This is a genomic window from Cellulomonas cellasea (assembly GCF_030372105.1).
GTDB lineage: Bacteria > Actinomycetota > Actinomycetes > Actinomycetales > Cellulomonadaceae > Cellulomonas_A > Cellulomonas_A cellasea_A.
In genome coordinates this window covers 137,951-155,328 of record NZ_JAUDBQ010000006.1, presented here as the reverse complement: position 1 = coordinate 155,328, position 17,378 = coordinate 137,951, and the positions used below count along the sequence as shown (strand labels likewise).

Sequence of the window (17,378 nt, the reverse complement as noted above, 5' to 3'; positions counted from 1 at the left end):
TCCCCCATCGATCACTGCTGTCCCCCATCCGGCCTACGGAGCCGCCGCGCAGCCGCGCTCGCGACCCGCTCCAGGCTGTACCTGCTGGCTTCCGCCTTCCCCTGTGCGACCACCAGCTGCGCGCGGAGCTGCGCCAGCTCGATGTCCCGGTTATGCGTCTCGGATCGTGCTCCCGCGAGCTCCGCCTCAAGCCGGGAGACCTTGTTCTGCAGATCGGCGATCTGCCCGGTCCCGGACAGCCGCGCGCTCAGCACCGTGCCCGCGATCGCTGCCAGCGTCGCATCCGAGTCGGGCGACGTGGCCGGGCTGCGCAGGGAGTCGATGAGCGCCTCGAGCTCGTCGAGGCCACGGCGGCCGGACGCCACGACCACCTGGCGGTAGGACGGGTCGGCGTTGTCGTTGAGCGACTGGCGCTCGTTGTAGAACCGGTGCAGCTCGGGCAGCGCGGGCAGGCCTGACGCGAGGAGCTCGTGGTGGAACACCATGCCCAGCAGCCACCGGGGCAGGTAGCCGCTGGGGAGGCGGACGGCGTTCCAGCCGTCGCCGCTGAGTGCCGTGAGCGTGTCCTCGATCTTCGGCAGCCCGTTGTCGATGTGCTCCTGCAGCGTGCCGAACACCTCGCCGAACCGTGCCGTCACGAACGCTTGCAACGCGTTCTCGGCGAGGGCGACGCCCTCGGTGTCATGCGGCGCGCTCAGGACGACGAAGTCCTGGGCGACGCGGCGGCACTCGGACAGGAACGCCGCACGGAACTCCGCGGGGATGTGCTCGAGGGTGTCCAGTGAGATGACGATGTCGAAGGCGTCGTCGTCGAACGGCAGATGCGCGCCGTCGGCGACGACGAAGTTGCCCCCGTGCGTGCCGAACCGGTCGATGACCGCCACCTGGGCGTCGTCGAAGAACAGCTCCAGGAAGCCCGGCGCGCCGCCGACGTCAAGCACACGACGGCCGGACCAGCCGCCGAGGCCCTCGACGGCGCGCGCCGCCGTGGCGTACCGCTGGTACTGGTCGAAAGGCAGCTCAAGCGCCTCGGGGGCTCGGTACGTCGGCTCAGCCATGTTGCACTCCGTTGCTCTGCCAGGTCCCCCCAAGACTCACGATGCCGAACCGGTCGGTCGGCTGCCCTGCAAGCACATCGAACCGGAAGAGGTTCTTCTGGTGGTCGAAGGTGTGTGTGAGCGTCGAGTCGGTGGACGCGACCGTCACGTCATAGGTCCCCGCCAGCAGCATGATGCGGGGAACGCGCAGATCCACTTGACCGGCCCCGCGCCGCACGTCGATCCGCAGACCGCCGTCCTTTGTGTTGGGACCGGTGACGTTCTGGCCGGACAGTGTGGCGATGGCCAGGCCGAAGACGGCGTCGTCGACGTCACTCGACGCCTCATACCGCAGCCGGAAGGTGACGTCGTCGCCGGTGCGCACCGTCGTGGTCGGCACGCCGTCGACGAGGAGCTCGACGTCCTCCAGCCTGATCTCCCCCGAACCGTGACGCAGGCGGCCCTCCTTGGCGGCCTCCTCGTCGCGGTCGGTGTGCGAGGTCTCGATGTAGTCGTCGACGACGTCGCCGGGCTTGCCGACCGACTGCAGGCGCCCGTGGTCGAGCCACGCCACCTCGTCGCACATGTCGCGCATGGTGCCCAGCGCGTGGCTGACGACGACGATCGTGCGCCCGTCGTCCTTGAACTCCTTGAACTTCTCCATGCTGCGGCGCTGGAACTCCTCGTCACCGACGGCCAGCACCTCGTCCACCATGAGGATGTCCGGGTCGACGTTGATAGCGACGGAGAAGCCCAGGCGCACGTACATGCCCGACGAGTAGTTCTTGACCGGGGTGTCGATGAACGCCGAGAGGCCGGCGAAGTCGACGATGTCGTCGAACTTCCGGTCGATCTCCGCCTTCGTCAGGCCCAGGATCGAGCCGTTGAGGTACACGTTGTCGCGGCCCGACAGCTCAGGGTGGAACCCCGCGCCCAGTTCGAGCAGTGCCGAGACCTTGCCCCGGACGGAGATGTCCCCGCGGTCGGGCACGAGGATCCGCGCCAGGCACTTCAGCAGCGTGCTCTTGCCCGAGCCGTTGTGTCCCACGAGGCCGAAGGTCTTGCCCTCGGGAATCTCCAGGTCGATGTCCTGCAACGCCCAGAACTCGTCGAACTTCGCGCGCCGGCCGCGCATGAGGGCGACTTTGATCGATTGGTTGCGCTCGTGATAGATGCGAAACCGCTTCGCGACATTGTCAACGGTGATGACAGGATTGTTCACAGTTCCTCAGCCAGCCTTTTCTCCATCCGTCCAAAGACTCGGTTCCCGATCCACAGGAGGATGACTGTGACCACTAGACAGTAGGCGATGGGCTGCCAGTCGGGCAGATGGCCCGCGTACATCATGTCGCGGATCGACTCGACGAAGCCCACCATCGGATTCAACTGGTAAATGTCGACGAGATGCAGCCTGTCGGCCCAGTTCCCGGAGCCGCGGACGTCCTCGATCAGCGTGATCGGGTAGATGATCGGAGTCGCGTAGAACCACAGCTGCATGAACAACGTGACGAAGTGCGCGATGTCGCGGAAATACACGTTGACGACCGACAGCATGAGCGCCAGAGCGAGGGCGAAGACCCCGAGCAGCAGCATGACCAGCAGGATCAGCGGAACGTAGGGGAGCACGTTGACGCGGAACGCCAGGAAGATCAGGACGAGCACCAGCATCTCGATGGCATACGACACGAATGCCGCAGCGACGTTCGAGATGACCAGGAGCCGTCGCGGGAAATACGTCTTCTTGATGAGGTTGCCGTTGGCGACCAGCGAGCCCATTCCGGTCTGGAAGGCGCCTGCCATGAAGTTCCAGGTGAGGAGGCCGCACAGCAGGAACAGAGAGTAGTTGTGCAGGCCGTTGACGCCTACGGGCGGGTTGACCCTCATCACGGTCGAGAACACGATCGTGAAGATCGCAGTGGTGGCCAAGGGGTTGATCAACGACCATGCCCAGCCAAGGGCCGTCCCCTTGTACTTGCCCCGGAGCTCGCGGAGCGTCAAGTTATGGAGCAGCTCGCGGGACTGATAAACCTCGCGAGTGTCGGTCAAGATGCCCAACAGCGGGTTCCGTTCTTGTTTCGACCGGGCCCGCTGATCGGGCCGGTAGGCGTCGCAGACGATACACGAGCCGACTGTCCGGACGGGACGGCCGACTTACGGCAAAACGGGCGCCCGGCGCACTGCGGCGCACGGTCCCGTCACCGCCGACGTGGCGCGGTCTCGTGATCATCATCGTCCATGCCGCGCATGAGAGCATGCAGCGGTGCTGATCACGCTCGACGCGACCCCGCTGCTCGGCCCCCGCACGGGGATCGGGCGGTACGTGGAGAACCTCGTGCGGGAGCTTCCGGCCGCCGCCGCCCGGCGAGGCTTGGCCGCCGACGTGCGGGTCACGACCTGGACCGCCCGCGGCGGACGCCTGTCGGGCCTGCCGAGCGGCGTTGAGCAGGTCGGGCCCCGGGTGCCCGCCCGCATGCTGCGGGAGTGCTGGCGGCGCACGCAGTTCCCCCCGATCGAGCTGCTCGTCGGCGCCACCGACGTGTTCCACGGCACCAACTTCGTCTCGCCCCCGACTCGAGGCGCCCGTGAGGTCGTGACGATCCACGACCTGACCTACGCCCTGCACGCCGAGACGGTCAGCGCGGCGAGCCTCCTCTACCGCGAGCTCGTCCCCCGCGCCCTGGGCCGGGGCGCCCAGGTGCTCACCCCGACCGAGGTCGTCGCGGCGGCCGTCCGCGACCACTACTCCTTGCCGTATGCCCAGGTGGTCGCGGTGCCGCTCGGCGTCGAGGACGCCTGGTTCGACGCGCCGCCAGCCGAGTCCGGGTGGCTGCGCGCGCATGGGCTTCCGGACGACTACGTGGTGTTCGTCGGCTCGCTCGACCCTCGCAAGAACCTGCCGCGGCTCCTCGAGGCCCATGCGGTCCTGCGCGCCTCCGTCCCGGGCACGCCCGACCTCGTCCTCGCGGGGCCTGCCGGGCGCGAGGAGTCGCTCACCCGGCGCCCCGGCGTCCACCTGACCGGATGGCTTGACGACAGCGAGCTCAGGAGCCTTGTCGCTGGCAGCAGGACCCTCGTCCTGCCATCGACCGACGAGGGGTTCGGGCTCCCCGTCCTCGAGGCCCTCGCCGCGGGGCGGCCCGTCGTCATCTCGGATCTGCCCGTGCTCCACGAGGTCGCCGGCCCGCATGCGGTCGCTGCTCCCCCGGATGACGCCGAGGCGCTCGCCGACGCGCTGAGCACCGCCCTCGTCGGGCCCGACGACGCCGCCGCGCGCACCGCCCGGCAGGCGTGGGCCAGCGAGCTGACCTGGGCGAGGTGCGCCGACCGCACGCTCGACGCGTACACCGCATGAGCGGGCGGACGGCGGGAGCCGACGTGACGGTGGTGACCGTCACCTATAACGGCGTCGAGCTGGTCGACCGTTGCCTGGAGGCATTGGCACGGCAGGACCTGGGCGGGCTCACGATGGACGTGGTCGTCGTCGACAACGCGTCCACCGACGGCACGCCGGAGCTCGTCGCCGCGCGCCATCCCGCGGCGCGCCTTGTCGCGTCGCCCGCGAACCTCGGGTTCGCGGGAGGCAACAACCTCGTGCTCGACACCGCGGCGTCGCCCTACGTGATCCTGCTGAACAACGACGCGGTGCCAGAGCCCGACTTCGTTGCCACGCTGGTGCGGGGCATGGACGAGGCCCCGGACGACGTGGCCTGCCTCACCGCCACCGTGCTGCTCGCCCAGCGGTTCCGGCCGGCGTCGGCAGGGGAGGCCGGCGCCGTCCTCGGGCCGGACGGCGCCTACGCGCCGGACGCCGCGGGACCAGTGACCCTGGTCAACTCCACGGGGAACGTGGTGCGCACCGACGGCTTCGGGATGGACCGTGGCTGGCTCGCCGACGCGGCGTCCCATCATCCCCCGGCCGAGGTGTTCGGCTTCTGCGGCGCCGCGGCCATCCTGCGCACGTCCGCCCTGCGCGACGTCGGGACGTTCGACGAGGACTTCTTCCTCTACTACGAGGACACGGACCTGTCCTGGCGGCTGCGGCTGGCCGGCTACCAGATCCGGCACTGCCCGGCTGCGGTGGTCCACCATGAGCACGCGGCGTCCACCGGTGAGGGCAGCGAGCTCTTCCGGTTCCACGACGGCCGCAACCGGCTGCTGATGTTGGCGAAGAACGCGTCGGCCCCGATGGCAACGCGCGCGGTGCTGCGCTACCTGGTGACGACCGCGTCGATCGGGCTGCGCCGGCGCCAGCCGTGGCCGATGGTGCGCACCCGGCTGCGGGTGATCGCGTCGTTCACCCGCCTGCTCCCCCGCATGCTCCGCAAGCGCCGCCGCCTGAGCCGTGAGTCGAGGACCGCCCGCGCACAGGTCGAGCGCCTGCTGACGGCGCCGCCCACCATGGCAACCGGCGGCTACCGCGGCTGAGGCGGGGCCGACGTCCGATCCCGATAGACTCGCCGCACTCATCCGTCCCTGGAGGTCTGACACCATGCGCCTGCTCGTCACCGGCGGAGCCGGCTTCATCGGCTCGAACTTCGTGCACCAGACGGTGCGCGAGCGCCCCGAGGTCCAGGTCACGGTGCTCGACGCCCTGACGTACGCGGGCGACGAGCAGAGCCTCGCCCCGGTCGCGGACAAGGTCGAGTTCGTCAAGGGCGACATCGCCGACGCGGACCTGATGGACGCGCTGGTCAAGGACGCCGACGCGGTCGTCCACTTCGCCGCCGAGTCGCACAACGACAACTCGCTGTCCAACCCGTGGCCTTTCGTGCAGACGAACGTGATCGGCACGTACACGATCCTCGAGGCGGTGCGCCGCCACGGCACCCGCCTGCACCACATCTCGACGGACGAGGTCTACGGCGACCTGGAGCTCGACGACCCGGCGAAGTTCACGCCGGAGACGCCGTACAACCCCTCCAGCCCGTACTCCTCCACGAAGGCCGCGAGCGACCTGCTGGTGCGCGCGTGGGTCCGATCCTTCGGGGTCGAGGCGACGCTGTCGAACTGCTCGAACAACTACGGGCCGTACCAGCACGTCGAGAAGTTCATCCCCCGCCAGATCACCAACGTCGTCGACGGCGTGCGCCCCAAGCTGTACGGCACAGGCGAGAACGTGCGCGACTGGATCCACGTCGAGGACCACAACTCGGCGGTGTGGGCCATCCTCGAGAAGGGCCGCATCGGCGAGACCTACCTCATCGGCGCGGATGGCGAGGAGAACAACAAGAACGTCGTCGAGCTCATCCTCGAGCTGACCGGCCAGAGCCGCGACGCGTACGACCTGGTGAGCGACCGCCCGGGGCACGACCTGCGCTACGCGATCGACTCGACGCTGCTGCGCGAGGAGCTGGGCTGGACCCCGCGCTACGAGAACTTCCGTGACGGACTCGCCGCGACCATCGACTGGTACAAGGCGAACGAGGCGTGGTGGCGCCCCCAGAAGGACGCCACGGAGGCGAAGTACGCCCAGCTTGGGCGCTGATCTCCACAGATCTCTTACCTGAGGCGCGCGGCGCTCCCCCACGGGAGCGCCGCGCGCCTCATATGCTCCTCCGGTGACCATTCGCCACGCAGCCTCCTCGCGCCCGCGCGCAGCCCGCCACTCGCGGCGCCCGCGCTCGCATCACGTGCTGCGCGGCGTCGGCCTCGTCATGACGGCCACGCTCGCCTTCGGCGCGACCGGCATGGCCACGGCCCTCGGCAAGATGCAGGGGAACATCGACGAGGTCGACCTCACCGGGTTGCTCGGCGAGATGCCCACCCCGACGAGCGTCGATCCGAGCGACCCGAACGCCGGGCAGGCGATGAACGTCCTGCTGCTGGGCTCGGACCAGCGCGACGGGGAGAACGCGGTCATCGGCGGAGACGCCGCGGGGATGCGTTCCGACACCACGATTGTCATGCACATCTCGGCGGATCGGACGCGGGTCGAGCTCGTGTCGATCCCCCGCGACTCCTTGGTGGACATCCCGTCCTGCACCATGACCGACGGGTCGACGAGTTCCGCCCGCCGAAACGCGATGTTCAACGAGGCCTTCGCGATCGGCGCGGACCGCGGTGGCGACATGGCCTCCGCCGCCGCCTGCGCGATGAAGACGGTCATGGCCACCACGGGCGTCCCCCTGACCGACTTCGCCGTGATCGACTTCGTGGGCTTCATCAAGATGGTCGACGCGCTCGGCGGGATCGACATGTGCATCCCCACCGACATGCGCTCCTCCGACGCCGGCCTGGACCTCTCAGCCGGGCAGCAGACCCTCGACGGCAGCACCGCGCTCGCTTTCGCCCGCGCGCGCAAGGGCGTGGGGCTCGGTGACGGCTCGGACACCGGACGGCTCGGGCGGCAGCAGGAGTTCCTCTCGGCGATGGCCAAGACGATCTTCGAGAAGAACCTGATGACCGACGTCACGAGCCTGGTCCGTTTCCTCGACGCGGCGACCGAGTCGGTCACGGCGAGCCCCAACGTCGCCCGGCCCACCAGCCTCGCCGGCCTCGCCTTCAGCCTGCGCAACATCTCCACCAGCAACATCACCTTCATGACCATCCCGTGGGCTGCTGCCCCGAGCGACCCCAACCGGGTGGTGTGGACCTCTGAAGCTGATGTGATCTGGGACAACATCGCCAACGACCGGCCCATGCTGGGCGTCGAAGAGGCCGCCGCCGAGACGCCTGCCGACCCCGCCACGGACGCGGGGGCCGGAGCCGACACGGGGACAGGCACGGCGCCCGACACAGCGGCCGGAGATGACGCGACGCCGCCCTCGCAGCCCACCCAGGCCGCGACTGAGACCGCGGCGCCGCCCGCCCCGGAACCCGCCGAGACGAAGAAGGCGGGCAAGGAAGCCTTCTCCGCGAACGACGTCACGTCCACCTGCGGCTGATCGCGGATATGGCCGGCGACAGCAACACCCCACCGCGCGGCTCACGCGCGCGCCCAGGTGGGACGGCCAAGCCCGCCCGCGGTGGGCGGCCCGCGTCGCAAGGCCCGACTGTCCCACCCAGCTTCTCCCCCGGGTCCGATCGCGAGCCGGGCGCCGGCACAGCACGTCCGGCGGCCCCTCGCCCCGCGGCAACGCCACCCCCCGCCGCTCGTGTCGGGCGGCCCACGCCTCCACCGCCACCGCGCGCTACTTCCGCCTCAGGGGCGGGGCGCCCTCCGGCCATCGCGCCGGCCACAGCACGTGGGAGCTCCACCGCGGCCCCGGCGTCCGTGCCACCGGTTCGGGTCGCCGGACGCCCTGCAGATCCGGCGGCGCAGCGGCCCGCGCCCGCGCGCGGCAGGCCACCAGTTGTCGGCGCCCGGAGTGGACGCGCCCCGGGGGGCAGCGCCCGTCCTCCCGTTCCCACCGCGCCCACCCGAGTCCGCGCGCCGCGCCGCCAGAAGATCCTGCTCGGTGTCGCAGTGCTGCTGGTGCTCATGCTCGCCTGGCCCATCGGCCTGCTGATCTGGGCCAACGGCAAGATCGACCACGTCGACGCGCTGTCCGGCGCCGCTGACACCCCGGGCACCACGTACCTGCTCGCCGGCTCGGACTCGCGTGCGGACGGCGCCATCGAGGACACCGAGACGCAGGGCGCGCGCACCGACACGATCATGCTGCTACACGTCCCCGACAGTGGGCCGACGGCGCTGATCAGCCTCCCGCGGGACAGTTATGTCGAGATCCCCGGCCATGAGCCGTCGAAGTTGAACGCCGCGTTCTCCTGGGGCGGCGCCCCGCTGCTGGTTCAGACCGTCGAGCAGCTCACGGGGCTGACCGTCGACCACTACGTCGAGGTCGGCTTCGGCGGCATCGAGCAGGTGGTGGACGCCGTGGGCGGCGTGGAGCTGTGCTCGGACCTGACAGTGGACGACGCGGACAGCGGCATGGTGTGGACCCCCGGCTGCCGCGAGGTCGGCGGGGTGGAGGCGCTGGCCTTCGCGCGGATGCGCAAGGCGGACCCGACGGGCGACATCGGCCGCGCCGAGCGTCAGCAGCAGCTGATCGGCGCGCTGTCCAGCAAGGTCGAGAACCCCGGGCTGGTCTTCCAGCCAGGTCGGCAGGTCGATCTGTTGACCGCGGGCACGGGCGCCCTGACGGTGAGCGAGGGCACGGGCATCCTCGACCTGGGCGACCTCGCGCTCGCCTTCCGCAACGCCAAGGGCGAAGGCGGGATCACGGGCACCCCGCCGATCATCAGCATGGACTACCGGCCGGGGAACGTCGGCTCGACGGTCCGCCTGGACCCGGATCAGACGCCGGGGTTCTTCGCGGCGATCGCCTCGGGCACATGGCCCGCGGGGCCGACGGGCGGCGCGCCGACAGGCTGAGCTTCCCGCGGGCGCCCCGGGCCAGGCGTGCTCTCCGTGCAGTCAGGCGCCGAAGCCGATGGGCTTGCGCTGCCCTGTGCCGGCGGTGGCCCGCAGCCGCTCGCCCTTCGCGTCGGCCTGCTCGCGCAGCCCGTCCTGGAAGGCGGCCATGGCCGCCGCGAGCCGGGCCGCCTCCTCGTCCGTGCCCGACGCGAGGATGCGCACCGCCAACAACCCGGCGTTGCGCGCCCCGCCGACGGACACCGTGGCCACCGGCACCCCGGCCGGCATCTGCACGATCGACAGCAGCGAGTCGACGCCGTCGAGGTAGGCGAGCGGGACAGGCACGCCGATCACCGGCAGCGTCGTCACGGACGCGAGCATCCCCGGCAGATGGGCCGCTCCCCCGGCGCCGGCGATGATGACGCGCAGGCCGCGCGCCGCGGCGGAGCGCCCGTAGTCGATCATCTTCGCGGGCTGCCGGTGCGCGGAGACCACGTCCACCTCAACGGGGACGTCGAACTCGGCGAGGGCGTCGGCTGCTGCCTGCATCACCGGCCAGTCGGAGTCCGAGCCCATGACGATGCCCACCAACGGCTGCGTGCTCATCTCAGATCTCCTTCTGGTCCTGGGAGTCGCCGCGCAGCAGCGCGGCGGCGGCGCGGGCCCGGGCCCGCAGGTCGGCGAGGTCGTCGCCGGAGACGTTCACGTGGCCGAGCTTGCGCCCCGGCCGCACTGCCTTGCCGTACAGGTGGACCTTCACGGCTGGGTCGAGCCGGGCCACGGGCGCGAGGCCGTCGGTCAGCTCGTCGAGCGTCGAGCCGAGCACGTTGACCATCACGGTCCACGGGGCGCGGGGCGACGTGTCACCGAGGGGCAGGTCGAGGACCGCCCGCAGGTGCTGCTCGAACTGGCTGGTCACGGCGCCGTCGATGGTCCAGTGGCCAGAGTTGTGCGGACGCATCGCCAGCTCGTTGACCAGCACGCGGGAGGGCTCGTCGGGCGTGGCGCCGGGGACCTCGAACAACTCGACCGCCAGCACGCCCGTGACCCCCAGGCCCTCGGCGACGCGGACGGCCAGATCCTGGGCGGCACGGGCGGTCTCGGGGTGGAGTCCTGGCGCGGGGGCGATGACCTCCGCGCAGACGCCGTCCTCCTGCACCGACTCGACGACCGGCCAGGTGCGCACCTCGCCGGAAGGGGTGCGGGCCACCAGCACCGCCAGCTCACGGCTGAACGGGACCATCTCCTCAGCGATGACGGGCACGCCCGCCCCGGTCTGCGCCGCGGCGATCCAGTCGGCGGCCTCACTGCTCGACCGCACCACGCGCACGCCCTTGCCGTCGTAGCCGCCGCGCACCGTCTTGACCACGGCGGACCCGCCGTTCTGGCCGAGGAATGAGTCCAGGTCAGCGGCCGTGGCAATGGGCGCCCAGCGCGGGCACGGCACTCCGAGCGCGCCGAGTCGCTCGCGCATGACCCGCTTGTCCTGGGCGTGCACCAGCGCGTCGGGTCCCGGGTGCACGGCGACCCCCCGGGCGATCAACTTCTCGACCAGGGCGTTCGGCACGTGCTCATGCTCGAAGGTCAGCACCTGCGCGCCCTCGACGAGCGCGTCCACGGCTGCCGGGTCGTTCGCGGCTCCCACCGGCGCGTCCACCACCACCTGGGCGGCCGATGACTCGGCGTCCTCGACGAGGACCCGCAGGCGCACCCCGAGCGCGGTCGCCGCCGGCGCCATCATGCGGGCGAGCTGCCCGCCCCCGACCACTGCCACCACTGCTGCTGCCACGACGCCTGAGCCTAGTCGAGGCCGCGCCAGCCCCTTGAAACGTCCACGTCCCATGCATCGACCCCGACGGAAGCGATTCAGACATCGGGCTCACAGGCGCCACACCGGCACGGGGCATAGGGTCGATCAGTGCCTGCCTCCGCCGCCGACGCGCATCCACTGCGCGCCATGCGCTCTCGACTGCTCGAGCTCACCCGGTTCCTCTCCGTGGGAGCCGTCGCCTTCGTCGTCGACCTCGGCCTGTTCAACGTGCTGCGCTTCGGGCCCGGGCGGCTGCTCGAGGATAAGCCCCTGACCGCCAAGATCATCGCTGTGGCAGTCGCGACTCTCGTCTCCTGGCTCGGGAACCGCCACTGGACCTTCTCCTCACACCGCACAGCACACCGCGGGCGCGAGTTGACGTTGTACGCGGCGATCAACGTGCTCGGGGTGTTCATCGGCATCGGGACGCTCGCATTCACGCACTACGTCCTGGACCTGCGCACCCCGCTGGAGGACAACATCTCCACGGTGCTCGGCATCGTGCTCGGCACGATCGTGCGCTACATCGGCTACAAGAAGCTGGTCTTCACAACGCGAGCCCCATCCACCGACCTGCGGACTCCGGACGGCACTGTCCGGCCAGCACGGCCTGCTGTGGGGCTCGGCGACGGTGAGGTCCGCCCTCAGGCCTGAGCCGCACTCGACCGTGCGGTCACCGCCACCGCCGGTCCGTCCTCGGCGAGATCATCGACCCCCGCGGCAGCACCACGTCGGGGGCCAGCGACGCGGGCACCCCGGCGAGGAACAGCGCGAAGACCGCGGGCCGGCGCTGGGCGAGCTCGAGCCGGCCGCCGTCGGCTGACGCGAGGTCACGGGCCAGTGCGAGGCCGAGGCCGGTGCCGGCCCCTGAGGTGACTTCCCGCTCGAAGATCCGGGGGGCGAGGTCGTCGGGCACGCCCTCTCCCTCGTCAGCGACCTCGACGACCACGGCGCCCGACGGCCCGCTCGGCCGGGAGCGCACGGTGGTGGTTCCGCCGCCGTGCTTGAGGGAGTTCTCCAGCAGGGTGGCGATCACTTGGGCGAGGGCCCCGGGGGTGGCGAGCACCTGCACGGCGGGGTCGATCTCGAAGACGAGGCGGCGGTTCGCTGCCGTGTAGGCGGGCTCCCATTCCTCGCGCTGCTGGCGGAGGACGTCGGCGAGGACCACAGCCTCGGTGGTGCCGCCCTGCGCGCGGCGCGAGCGGGCGAGGAGGTCGTCGACGACTGTGACGAGGCGTTCGACCTGCTCGAGGGAGATCCGGGCCTCCTCGCGCACCTCGGGCTCATGGGCGGCGAGGGCGATCTCCTCGAGGCGCATCGACAGCGCGGTCAGCGGGGTGCGGAGCTGGTGGGAGGCGTCGGCGCCGAACTGCCGCTCGGCGGCGAGCCGCCCGGCCATGCGGTCGGCGCTGCGTGCGAGTTCGGCGGCGACGAGGTCGATCTCCTCGACGCCGGAGGGGCGCAGTTGTGGCCGGACCTGCCCGGAGCCGAGTTGCTCGGCGGACGCCGCGAGGTACACGAGGGGCGCGGCGAGGCGGTTGGCCTGCCAGATGGCCATGGCGATGCCGGCGCCGAAGGCCACGACGGCCGCGACGACGACGAGGGCGATGACGCGCGCGCTGATCCAGAACACGTCCCACCAGGAGACGTAGAGCGCGATCGTGGCGCCGTTGGCCGACTCGGCCTGCACGGAGACGTAGCGGCCCTCGATGGCGGGGCCGGCTTGGTACTGGGCGCCGTCGGGCGCGACGACGAAGACGCTGGCCTCGAGCGTGCCCTCTCCTCCGACGGCCACTTCGAGCATGCGCGCGGTGAGCGGGATGCCCTCTTCGATGCGGAAGTCCACGGAGCGCGCGAGGCCGGCGGCGCGCGCCTCGAGGGCGCTGACCTCGTTGTCCCGGACGAGCTGGGAGACGATGAACGCGAGCGGGAAGCCAAGGAGGACCACCGCGACGGTGACCGCCGCGATCGTCGACTGGAGGACGCGACGGCGCACGTTCAGCCTCGGTCGCCCTCGCCGGTCTCGAACCGGAAGCCCATGCCGCGCACTGTGGTGACGTAGCGCGGGGCGTTGGCGTCGTCGCCGAGCTTGCGGCGCAGCCACGAGACGTGCATGTCGAGGGTCTTCGTCGAGCCGGAGGGGTCGGAGCCCCACACCTCGCGCATGAGGGTGTCTCGGCCGACCACGGTGCCCGCGGCGCCGACGAGCACGCGCAGCAGGTCGAACTCCTTGGCGGTGAGGTGGAGCTCGCGCTCCCCCTGGAACGCCCGGTGGGCGGCGACGTCGACGCGCACGTTCTGGGCGTGCAGCTCGTCCTCGTCGGCGGCGTCGCCGACGGTGCGGCGCAGCAGCGCCCGGACGCGGGCGAGCAGCTCGGCGAGCCGGAAGGGCTTGGTGACGTAGTCGTCGGCGCCGGCGTCGAGCCCGACGACGAGGTCGACCTCGTCGGCGCGCGCGGTGAGCACGAGGACGGGTGTCGTCAGGCCTTGGTTGCGGATGGCGCGGGCCACGTCGAGCCCGTCCATGTCGGGCAGGCCGAGGTCGAGCACGACGAGGTCGGCCTCGCTCGCGTGGTCGATCGCGCCTTGACCGGTTCCTTGCACGTGCACGTCGTAACCTTCACGCCCGAGGGCCCGGGCCAAAGGCTCGGCAATTGCGGGGTCGTCCTCCGCCAGCAGCACGTGGGTCATCGGCCCATGCTAGGTCATGGGCGGGTTCACGACCCGGCTCCACGCCACGACACTTTGTTCGATGCGCGAAGTTAGTGGTTGACTCTGCCGAAATGTCCTGGTTCGCTGAGCGCGGGCGACAACGAGGCCGCCCGGTGATCCCAGGAGACGACGATGTCCCGACCACACCCACTGGTCGCGACCGCAGCCGCGATCGCGCTCTCACTCCCCCTCGCCGTCGCCGCCGCGGCGCCCGCGACAGCACACCGGCCCACCCCTGTGCCCGTGGCGGAGCAGTTCGTCCAGCGCACCGGCCCGCTGCTCACCCTCGCCGGCAAGCCGTACCGCTTCGCCGGGACCAACAACTACTACCTGGAGTACTCGGCGCCCGCCATGACTGACGCGGTGTTGGAGAACGCCGCCGCGTCAGGCTCCACCGTCGTGCGCGCCTGGGCCTTCCTCGACGTCCCCAGCGCCGACGACACGGGCGACAAGGGCGTCTACTTCCAGTACTGGGACGGCCAGCGCCCGGCGTACAACGACGGGCCGGACGGCCTGGAGAAACTCGACTACGTCGTGGCGAAGGCCAAGGCGGAGGGCGTGCGGCTCATCCTGCCGCTGACGAACAACTGGTCGGACTTCGGGGGCATGGACCAGTACGTCGCGTGGGCCGGCGGCACGCACCACTCCGACTTCTACACCGACGCGACCATCCGGCAGTGGTTCAAGGACTGGATCAGCCACGTCCTCGAGCGCACCAACACGCTCACGGGCGTCAAGTACAAGGACGACCCGACGATCATGGCGTGGGAGCTCGCCAACGAGCCGCGCTGCGTGGGCTCGGGCAGGTTCCCGAAGGACCCGGGCTGCACCGTCGACACCCTCACCCCGTGGGTCGCCGAGATGTCCGCGCACATCAAGTCCATCGACCGCAACCACCTGGTCGGCACGGGCGACGAGGGCTTCCTCAACCTGCCCGACGGGACCGACTGGACCGACAACGGCAACGAGGGCGTCGACTCGCAGGCCTGGGCGGCGCTGCCCACGATCGACTACCTCAGCTACCACCTCTACCCCGACGGCTGGGGCAAGGACACGGCCTGGGGCACGCAGTGGATCAAGGACCACTCCGCGGCCGCTCGCGCCGTCGGCAAGCCCGCGATCCTCGGGGAGTTCGGCTCCAAGGACAAGGCCACCCGCAACGCCGTCTACCGGGAGTGGACGGACGCCGTGCACCGCAGCGGCGGCGCCGGGGCACTGTTCTGGATCCTGTCGGACGTGCGCGAGGACGGCACGCTCTACCCCGACTACGACGGCTTCACGGTGTACGCGTCCTCGCCGGTGTCCCGCACGCTGAAGAACTTCGCGACGACGATGGCGAACCCGCTGCGATTCACCTTCCCGCCAGTGGCCGACGACGACGTGGCGCAGACCGACTTCGGCACACCGGCCACCCTCAACCTGGCGGCGAACGACATCGCCTACCAGGTCAAGATCGCGCCCAGCACGCTCGACCTCGACCTCGCGACGAAGGGCACGCAGCGTGAGCTCACGACCCCGCAAGGATCCTTCGCAGTCTCCCGCGCAGGCGAGCTGACCTTCGCCCCGGCGGAGGGGTTCGCGGGCAAGGCCGTGGCGTCGTACCAGGTCAAGGACCAGATCGGGCGTTCCTCGAACACCGCCCAGGTCACGGTGACGGTGAAGCCGTCGGCGACGGCCGCCCAGACGCTGTTCGACTTCGCGGACGGCGCCCAGGGATGGACGGGGAACAGCGCCGCCACCGCGGACGGCGCCGGACGGCTGGCCATCACCAGCGCCAACTCCTGGTTCGGAGCCCAGCTCTCCGAGCCCGTCGACCTCAGCACCCGCAGCACGCTGCGGTTCGACCTGGTCGCCACGACCGGGACGAGCCCCATCCTGGCGCTGCAGCTCGGGCCCGAGTGGGCCTGGTGCCAGGCGGCCCCGCTGTCGTGGACCACATCCCCGGCGACGGGCGCCGACGCGATCACCTTCGACCTCACGACCCTCGACGACGCCTGCGCCGCGCTGCTCGGCGAGACGCGGGCCGTCAACATCTGGTTCAACACCGGGGAGCATGTGATCGACGAGGTGGGCGTCGGCTGACCGCCGGGCCTCCACCCGGGGGCGGACCCGTGCCGCGGCGCCGGTCAGCCCCCGGGTTGAGCCGGTCCGCAGGCGTGGCGTCTAGGCTCGCCACGTGGGTCTGTGGGAGCGCGTCAACCGGTGGGAGAACTCCCACCGGTTCGCCATCGACGCCACGTTGACCGGCCTCGCGATGCTCATCACCGTGCCGTTCTCCCGCGACACCGGGTCGTCCGCCGATGTCTTCCTGTGGGCCGCCGCCGTGACCGTCCCACTGGCGTGGCGGCGTTCGCGCCCCGTGGCGTCGGCCGTGACCGTCTACACCGTCGCGCTGTTGCACCTGATGGCCGGCCACTGGCTGATCTTCCCCGCCGACGTCGCGGTGCTCGCCGCGCTCTACTCGGTGACCGTCCACGGGCCGCGCTGGGCGCACCGGATGGCCATCTCGGGGGCGATGCTCGGCGCCGCGCTGTCGAGCGCCGCACAGTCGTACAACGACCCCATCTCGTGGGTCGGCGGAACGATCTTCACCGGCACGATCGCCCTCGCCGTGTGGGCCTTCGGACTGGTGCGGCGCCAACGCCGGCTGACCATCGACGCCCTCGTCGACCGCGCGCACCGCCTCGAGGTCGAGCGGGACCAGCAGGCCCGGCTCGCCACCGCCGCGGAGCGCTCCCGGATCGCCCGCGAGATGCACGACATCGTCGCCCACTCGCTCAGCGTGATCATCGCCCAGGCCGACGGGGGCCGGTACGCCGCCGAGGCCGACCCGGCCGCCGCCACCCGCTCCCTGGGCACCATCTCCGAGACGGGTCGTGCGGCCCTGGCCGACATGCGCCGGCTCCTGGGGGTGCTCCGCACCGACTCCGCGGACGCGCCCGCGTCCCGGCCGCGCTCCCCCGGCCTCGTCGACACACCCCGGGCCGCGCAGCAGGTCGCCGATGCCCCGACGACGTCGCCGATGCCCGCCGTGCACGACCTGGACGCCTTGGTGCAGCAGGTCCGCGCCAGCGGGCTGCGCGTCTCGCTGGTCCGGATGGGCACACCCCGCACGCTGCCCCCGGGCGCCGGGCTCACGGTCTACCGGATCTGCCAGGAGTCACTGACCAACGTGCTCAAGCACGCGGGCCCCGACCCGGCCGTGACCATCGTGGTGCAGTGGCAGCCCACGGCGATCTCGGTGGAGGTCACCGACGACGGGCGCGGCGCCTCCGCCGAGTCCGACGGGATGGGCCAGGGGCTGCTGGGCATGAGCGAGCGGGCCGCCATGTTCGGCGGGACGGTCAGCGTCGGCCCGCGGCCTGGCGGCGGGTACCGCGTGCGTGCCCGGCTGCCACTGCCGCCGGTCGCCGACGACCACGAGCCCACCGACCCGCCGACCACGACGCCGACGAATGGGCCGCACCTGCCCGCTGGCCCTCAGACCGACCTCGCAGCACCCACCAGGAGACACCGATGAACG

General features: G+C 71.1%; 15 protein-coding genes. 8 read left to right on the top strand and 7 right to left on the bottom strand.

Annotated features, from left to right (window positions below; genetic code table 11):
* Window positions 1–11: 11 nt before the first annotated feature.
* The 3 genes from QUV83_RS07875 to QUV83_RS07865 all read right to left on the bottom strand — a co-directional run bounded on the left by QUV83_RS07875 (window position 12) and on the right by QUV83_RS07865 (window position 3,092).
* Window positions 12–1,058 (bottom strand): class I SAM-dependent methyltransferase, encoded by a 1,047-nt coding sequence (locus QUV83_RS07875; RefSeq protein ID WP_289563669.1) that lies wholly within the window; start codon window positions 1,056–1,058, stop codon window positions 12–14.
* Complete coding sequence (locus QUV83_RS07870; RefSeq protein WP_289563667.1) at window positions 1,051–2,172, bottom strand: ABC transporter ATP-binding protein; 1,122 nt, start codon at window positions 2,170–2,172, stop codon at window positions 1,051–1,053. The genes QUV83_RS07875 and QUV83_RS07870 overlap by 8 nt, the downstream gene beginning before the upstream one ends.
* Before the next feature lie 83 nt (window positions 2,173–2,255).
* Window positions 2,256–3,092, bottom strand: a complete 837-nt coding sequence (locus tag QUV83_RS07865; RefSeq protein WP_289563666.1) for an ABC transporter permease — start codon at window positions 3,090–3,092, stop codon at window positions 2,256–2,258.
* A gap of 205 nt (window positions 3,093–3,297) precedes the next feature.
* Between QUV83_RS07865 and QUV83_RS07860 the strand changes: the two genes are divergently transcribed.
* The 5 genes from QUV83_RS07860 to QUV83_RS07840 all read left to right on the top strand — a co-directional run bounded on the left by QUV83_RS07860 (window position 3,298) and on the right by QUV83_RS07840 (window position 9,351).
* Entirely contained in the window at window positions 3,298–4,389 is a 1,092-nt protein-coding gene (locus QUV83_RS07860) for a glycosyltransferase family 4 protein (protein ID WP_289563664.1), read from the top strand.
* Window positions 4,386–5,462 carry a glycosyltransferase family 2 protein gene (locus QUV83_RS07855; RefSeq protein WP_289563662.1) on the top strand — a complete coding sequence of 359 codons (1,077 nt, stop codon included), beginning with the start codon at window positions 4,386–4,388 and terminating at the stop codon, window positions 5,460–5,462. Before QUV83_RS07860 ends, QUV83_RS07855 begins: the two co-directional genes overlap by 4 nt.
* Before the next feature lie 64 nt (window positions 5,463–5,526).
* Window positions 5,527–6,522 (top strand): dTDP-glucose 4,6-dehydratase, encoded by a 996-nt coding sequence (gene rfbB / locus QUV83_RS07850; RefSeq protein WP_289563661.1) that lies wholly within the window; start codon window positions 5,527–5,529, stop codon window positions 6,520–6,522.
* A 73-nt stretch (window positions 6,523–6,595) separates the two neighbouring features.
* Window positions 6,596–7,921 (top strand): LCP family protein, encoded by a 1,326-nt coding sequence (locus QUV83_RS07845; protein ID WP_289563660.1) that lies wholly within the window; start codon window positions 6,596–6,598, stop codon window positions 7,919–7,921.
* Between the two features lie 521 nt (window positions 7,922–8,442).
* Window positions 8,443–9,351 (top strand): LCP family protein, encoded by a 909-nt coding sequence (locus tag QUV83_RS07840; RefSeq protein ID WP_289563658.1) that lies wholly within the window; start codon window positions 8,443–8,445, stop codon window positions 9,349–9,351.
* Between the two features lie 42 nt (window positions 9,352–9,393).
* Here QUV83_RS07840 and purE read toward each other — a convergent pair whose 3' ends face one another.
* Window positions 9,394–9,939 carry a 5-(carboxyamino)imidazole ribonucleotide mutase gene (gene purE, locus QUV83_RS07835; RefSeq protein ID WP_289563656.1) on the bottom strand — a complete coding sequence of 182 codons (546 nt, stop codon included), beginning with the start codon at window positions 9,937–9,939 and terminating at the stop codon, window positions 9,394–9,396.
* Between the two features lies 1 nt (window position 9,940).
* Complete coding sequence (locus QUV83_RS07830) at window positions 9,941–11,122, bottom strand: 5-(carboxyamino)imidazole ribonucleotide synthase (RefSeq protein WP_289563654.1); 1,182 nt, start codon at window positions 11,120–11,122, stop codon at window positions 9,941–9,943.
* A 168-nt stretch (window positions 11,123–11,290) separates the two neighbouring features.
* On the opposite strand from QUV83_RS07830, the gene QUV83_RS07825 reads away from it, so the two are divergent.
* The gene (locus QUV83_RS07825) at window positions 11,291–11,797 is read left to right on the top strand and encodes a GtrA family protein (RefSeq protein WP_289563653.1); all 507 of its coding nucleotides are present in this window, start codon (window positions 11,291–11,293) and stop codon (window positions 11,795–11,797) included.
* A 19-nt stretch (window positions 11,798–11,816) separates the two neighbouring features.
* Here QUV83_RS07825 and QUV83_RS07820 read toward each other — a convergent pair whose 3' ends face one another.
* Both QUV83_RS07820 and QUV83_RS07815 read right to left on the bottom strand, forming a co-directional pair.
* Window positions 11,817–13,139, bottom strand: coding sequence for an ATP-binding protein (locus QUV83_RS07820; protein ID WP_289563651.1), 1,323 nt, complete (start codon window positions 13,137–13,139; stop codon window positions 11,817–11,819).
* A gap of 2 nt (window positions 13,140–13,141) precedes the next feature.
* Complete coding sequence (locus tag QUV83_RS07815; RefSeq protein ID WP_066582682.1) at window positions 13,142–13,834, bottom strand: response regulator transcription factor; 693 nt, start codon at window positions 13,832–13,834, stop codon at window positions 13,142–13,144.
* 153 nt (window positions 13,835–13,987) lie between these two features.
* On the opposite strand from QUV83_RS07815, the gene QUV83_RS07810 reads away from it, so the two are divergent.
* On the top strand, window positions 13,988–15,937 hold the full coding sequence (locus tag QUV83_RS07810) for a cellulase family glycosylhydrolase (RefSeq protein WP_289563649.1): 1,950 nt from the start codon (window positions 13,988–13,990) through the stop codon (window positions 15,935–15,937).
* A gap of 94 nt (window positions 15,938–16,031) precedes the next feature.
* Window positions 16,032–17,375: a sensor histidine kinase gene (locus tag QUV83_RS07805; RefSeq protein ID WP_289563647.1), complete on the top strand. Its 1,344-nt coding sequence runs from the start codon at window positions 16,032–16,034 to the stop codon at window positions 17,373–17,375.
* Window positions 17,376–17,378: the final 3 nt, after the last annotated feature.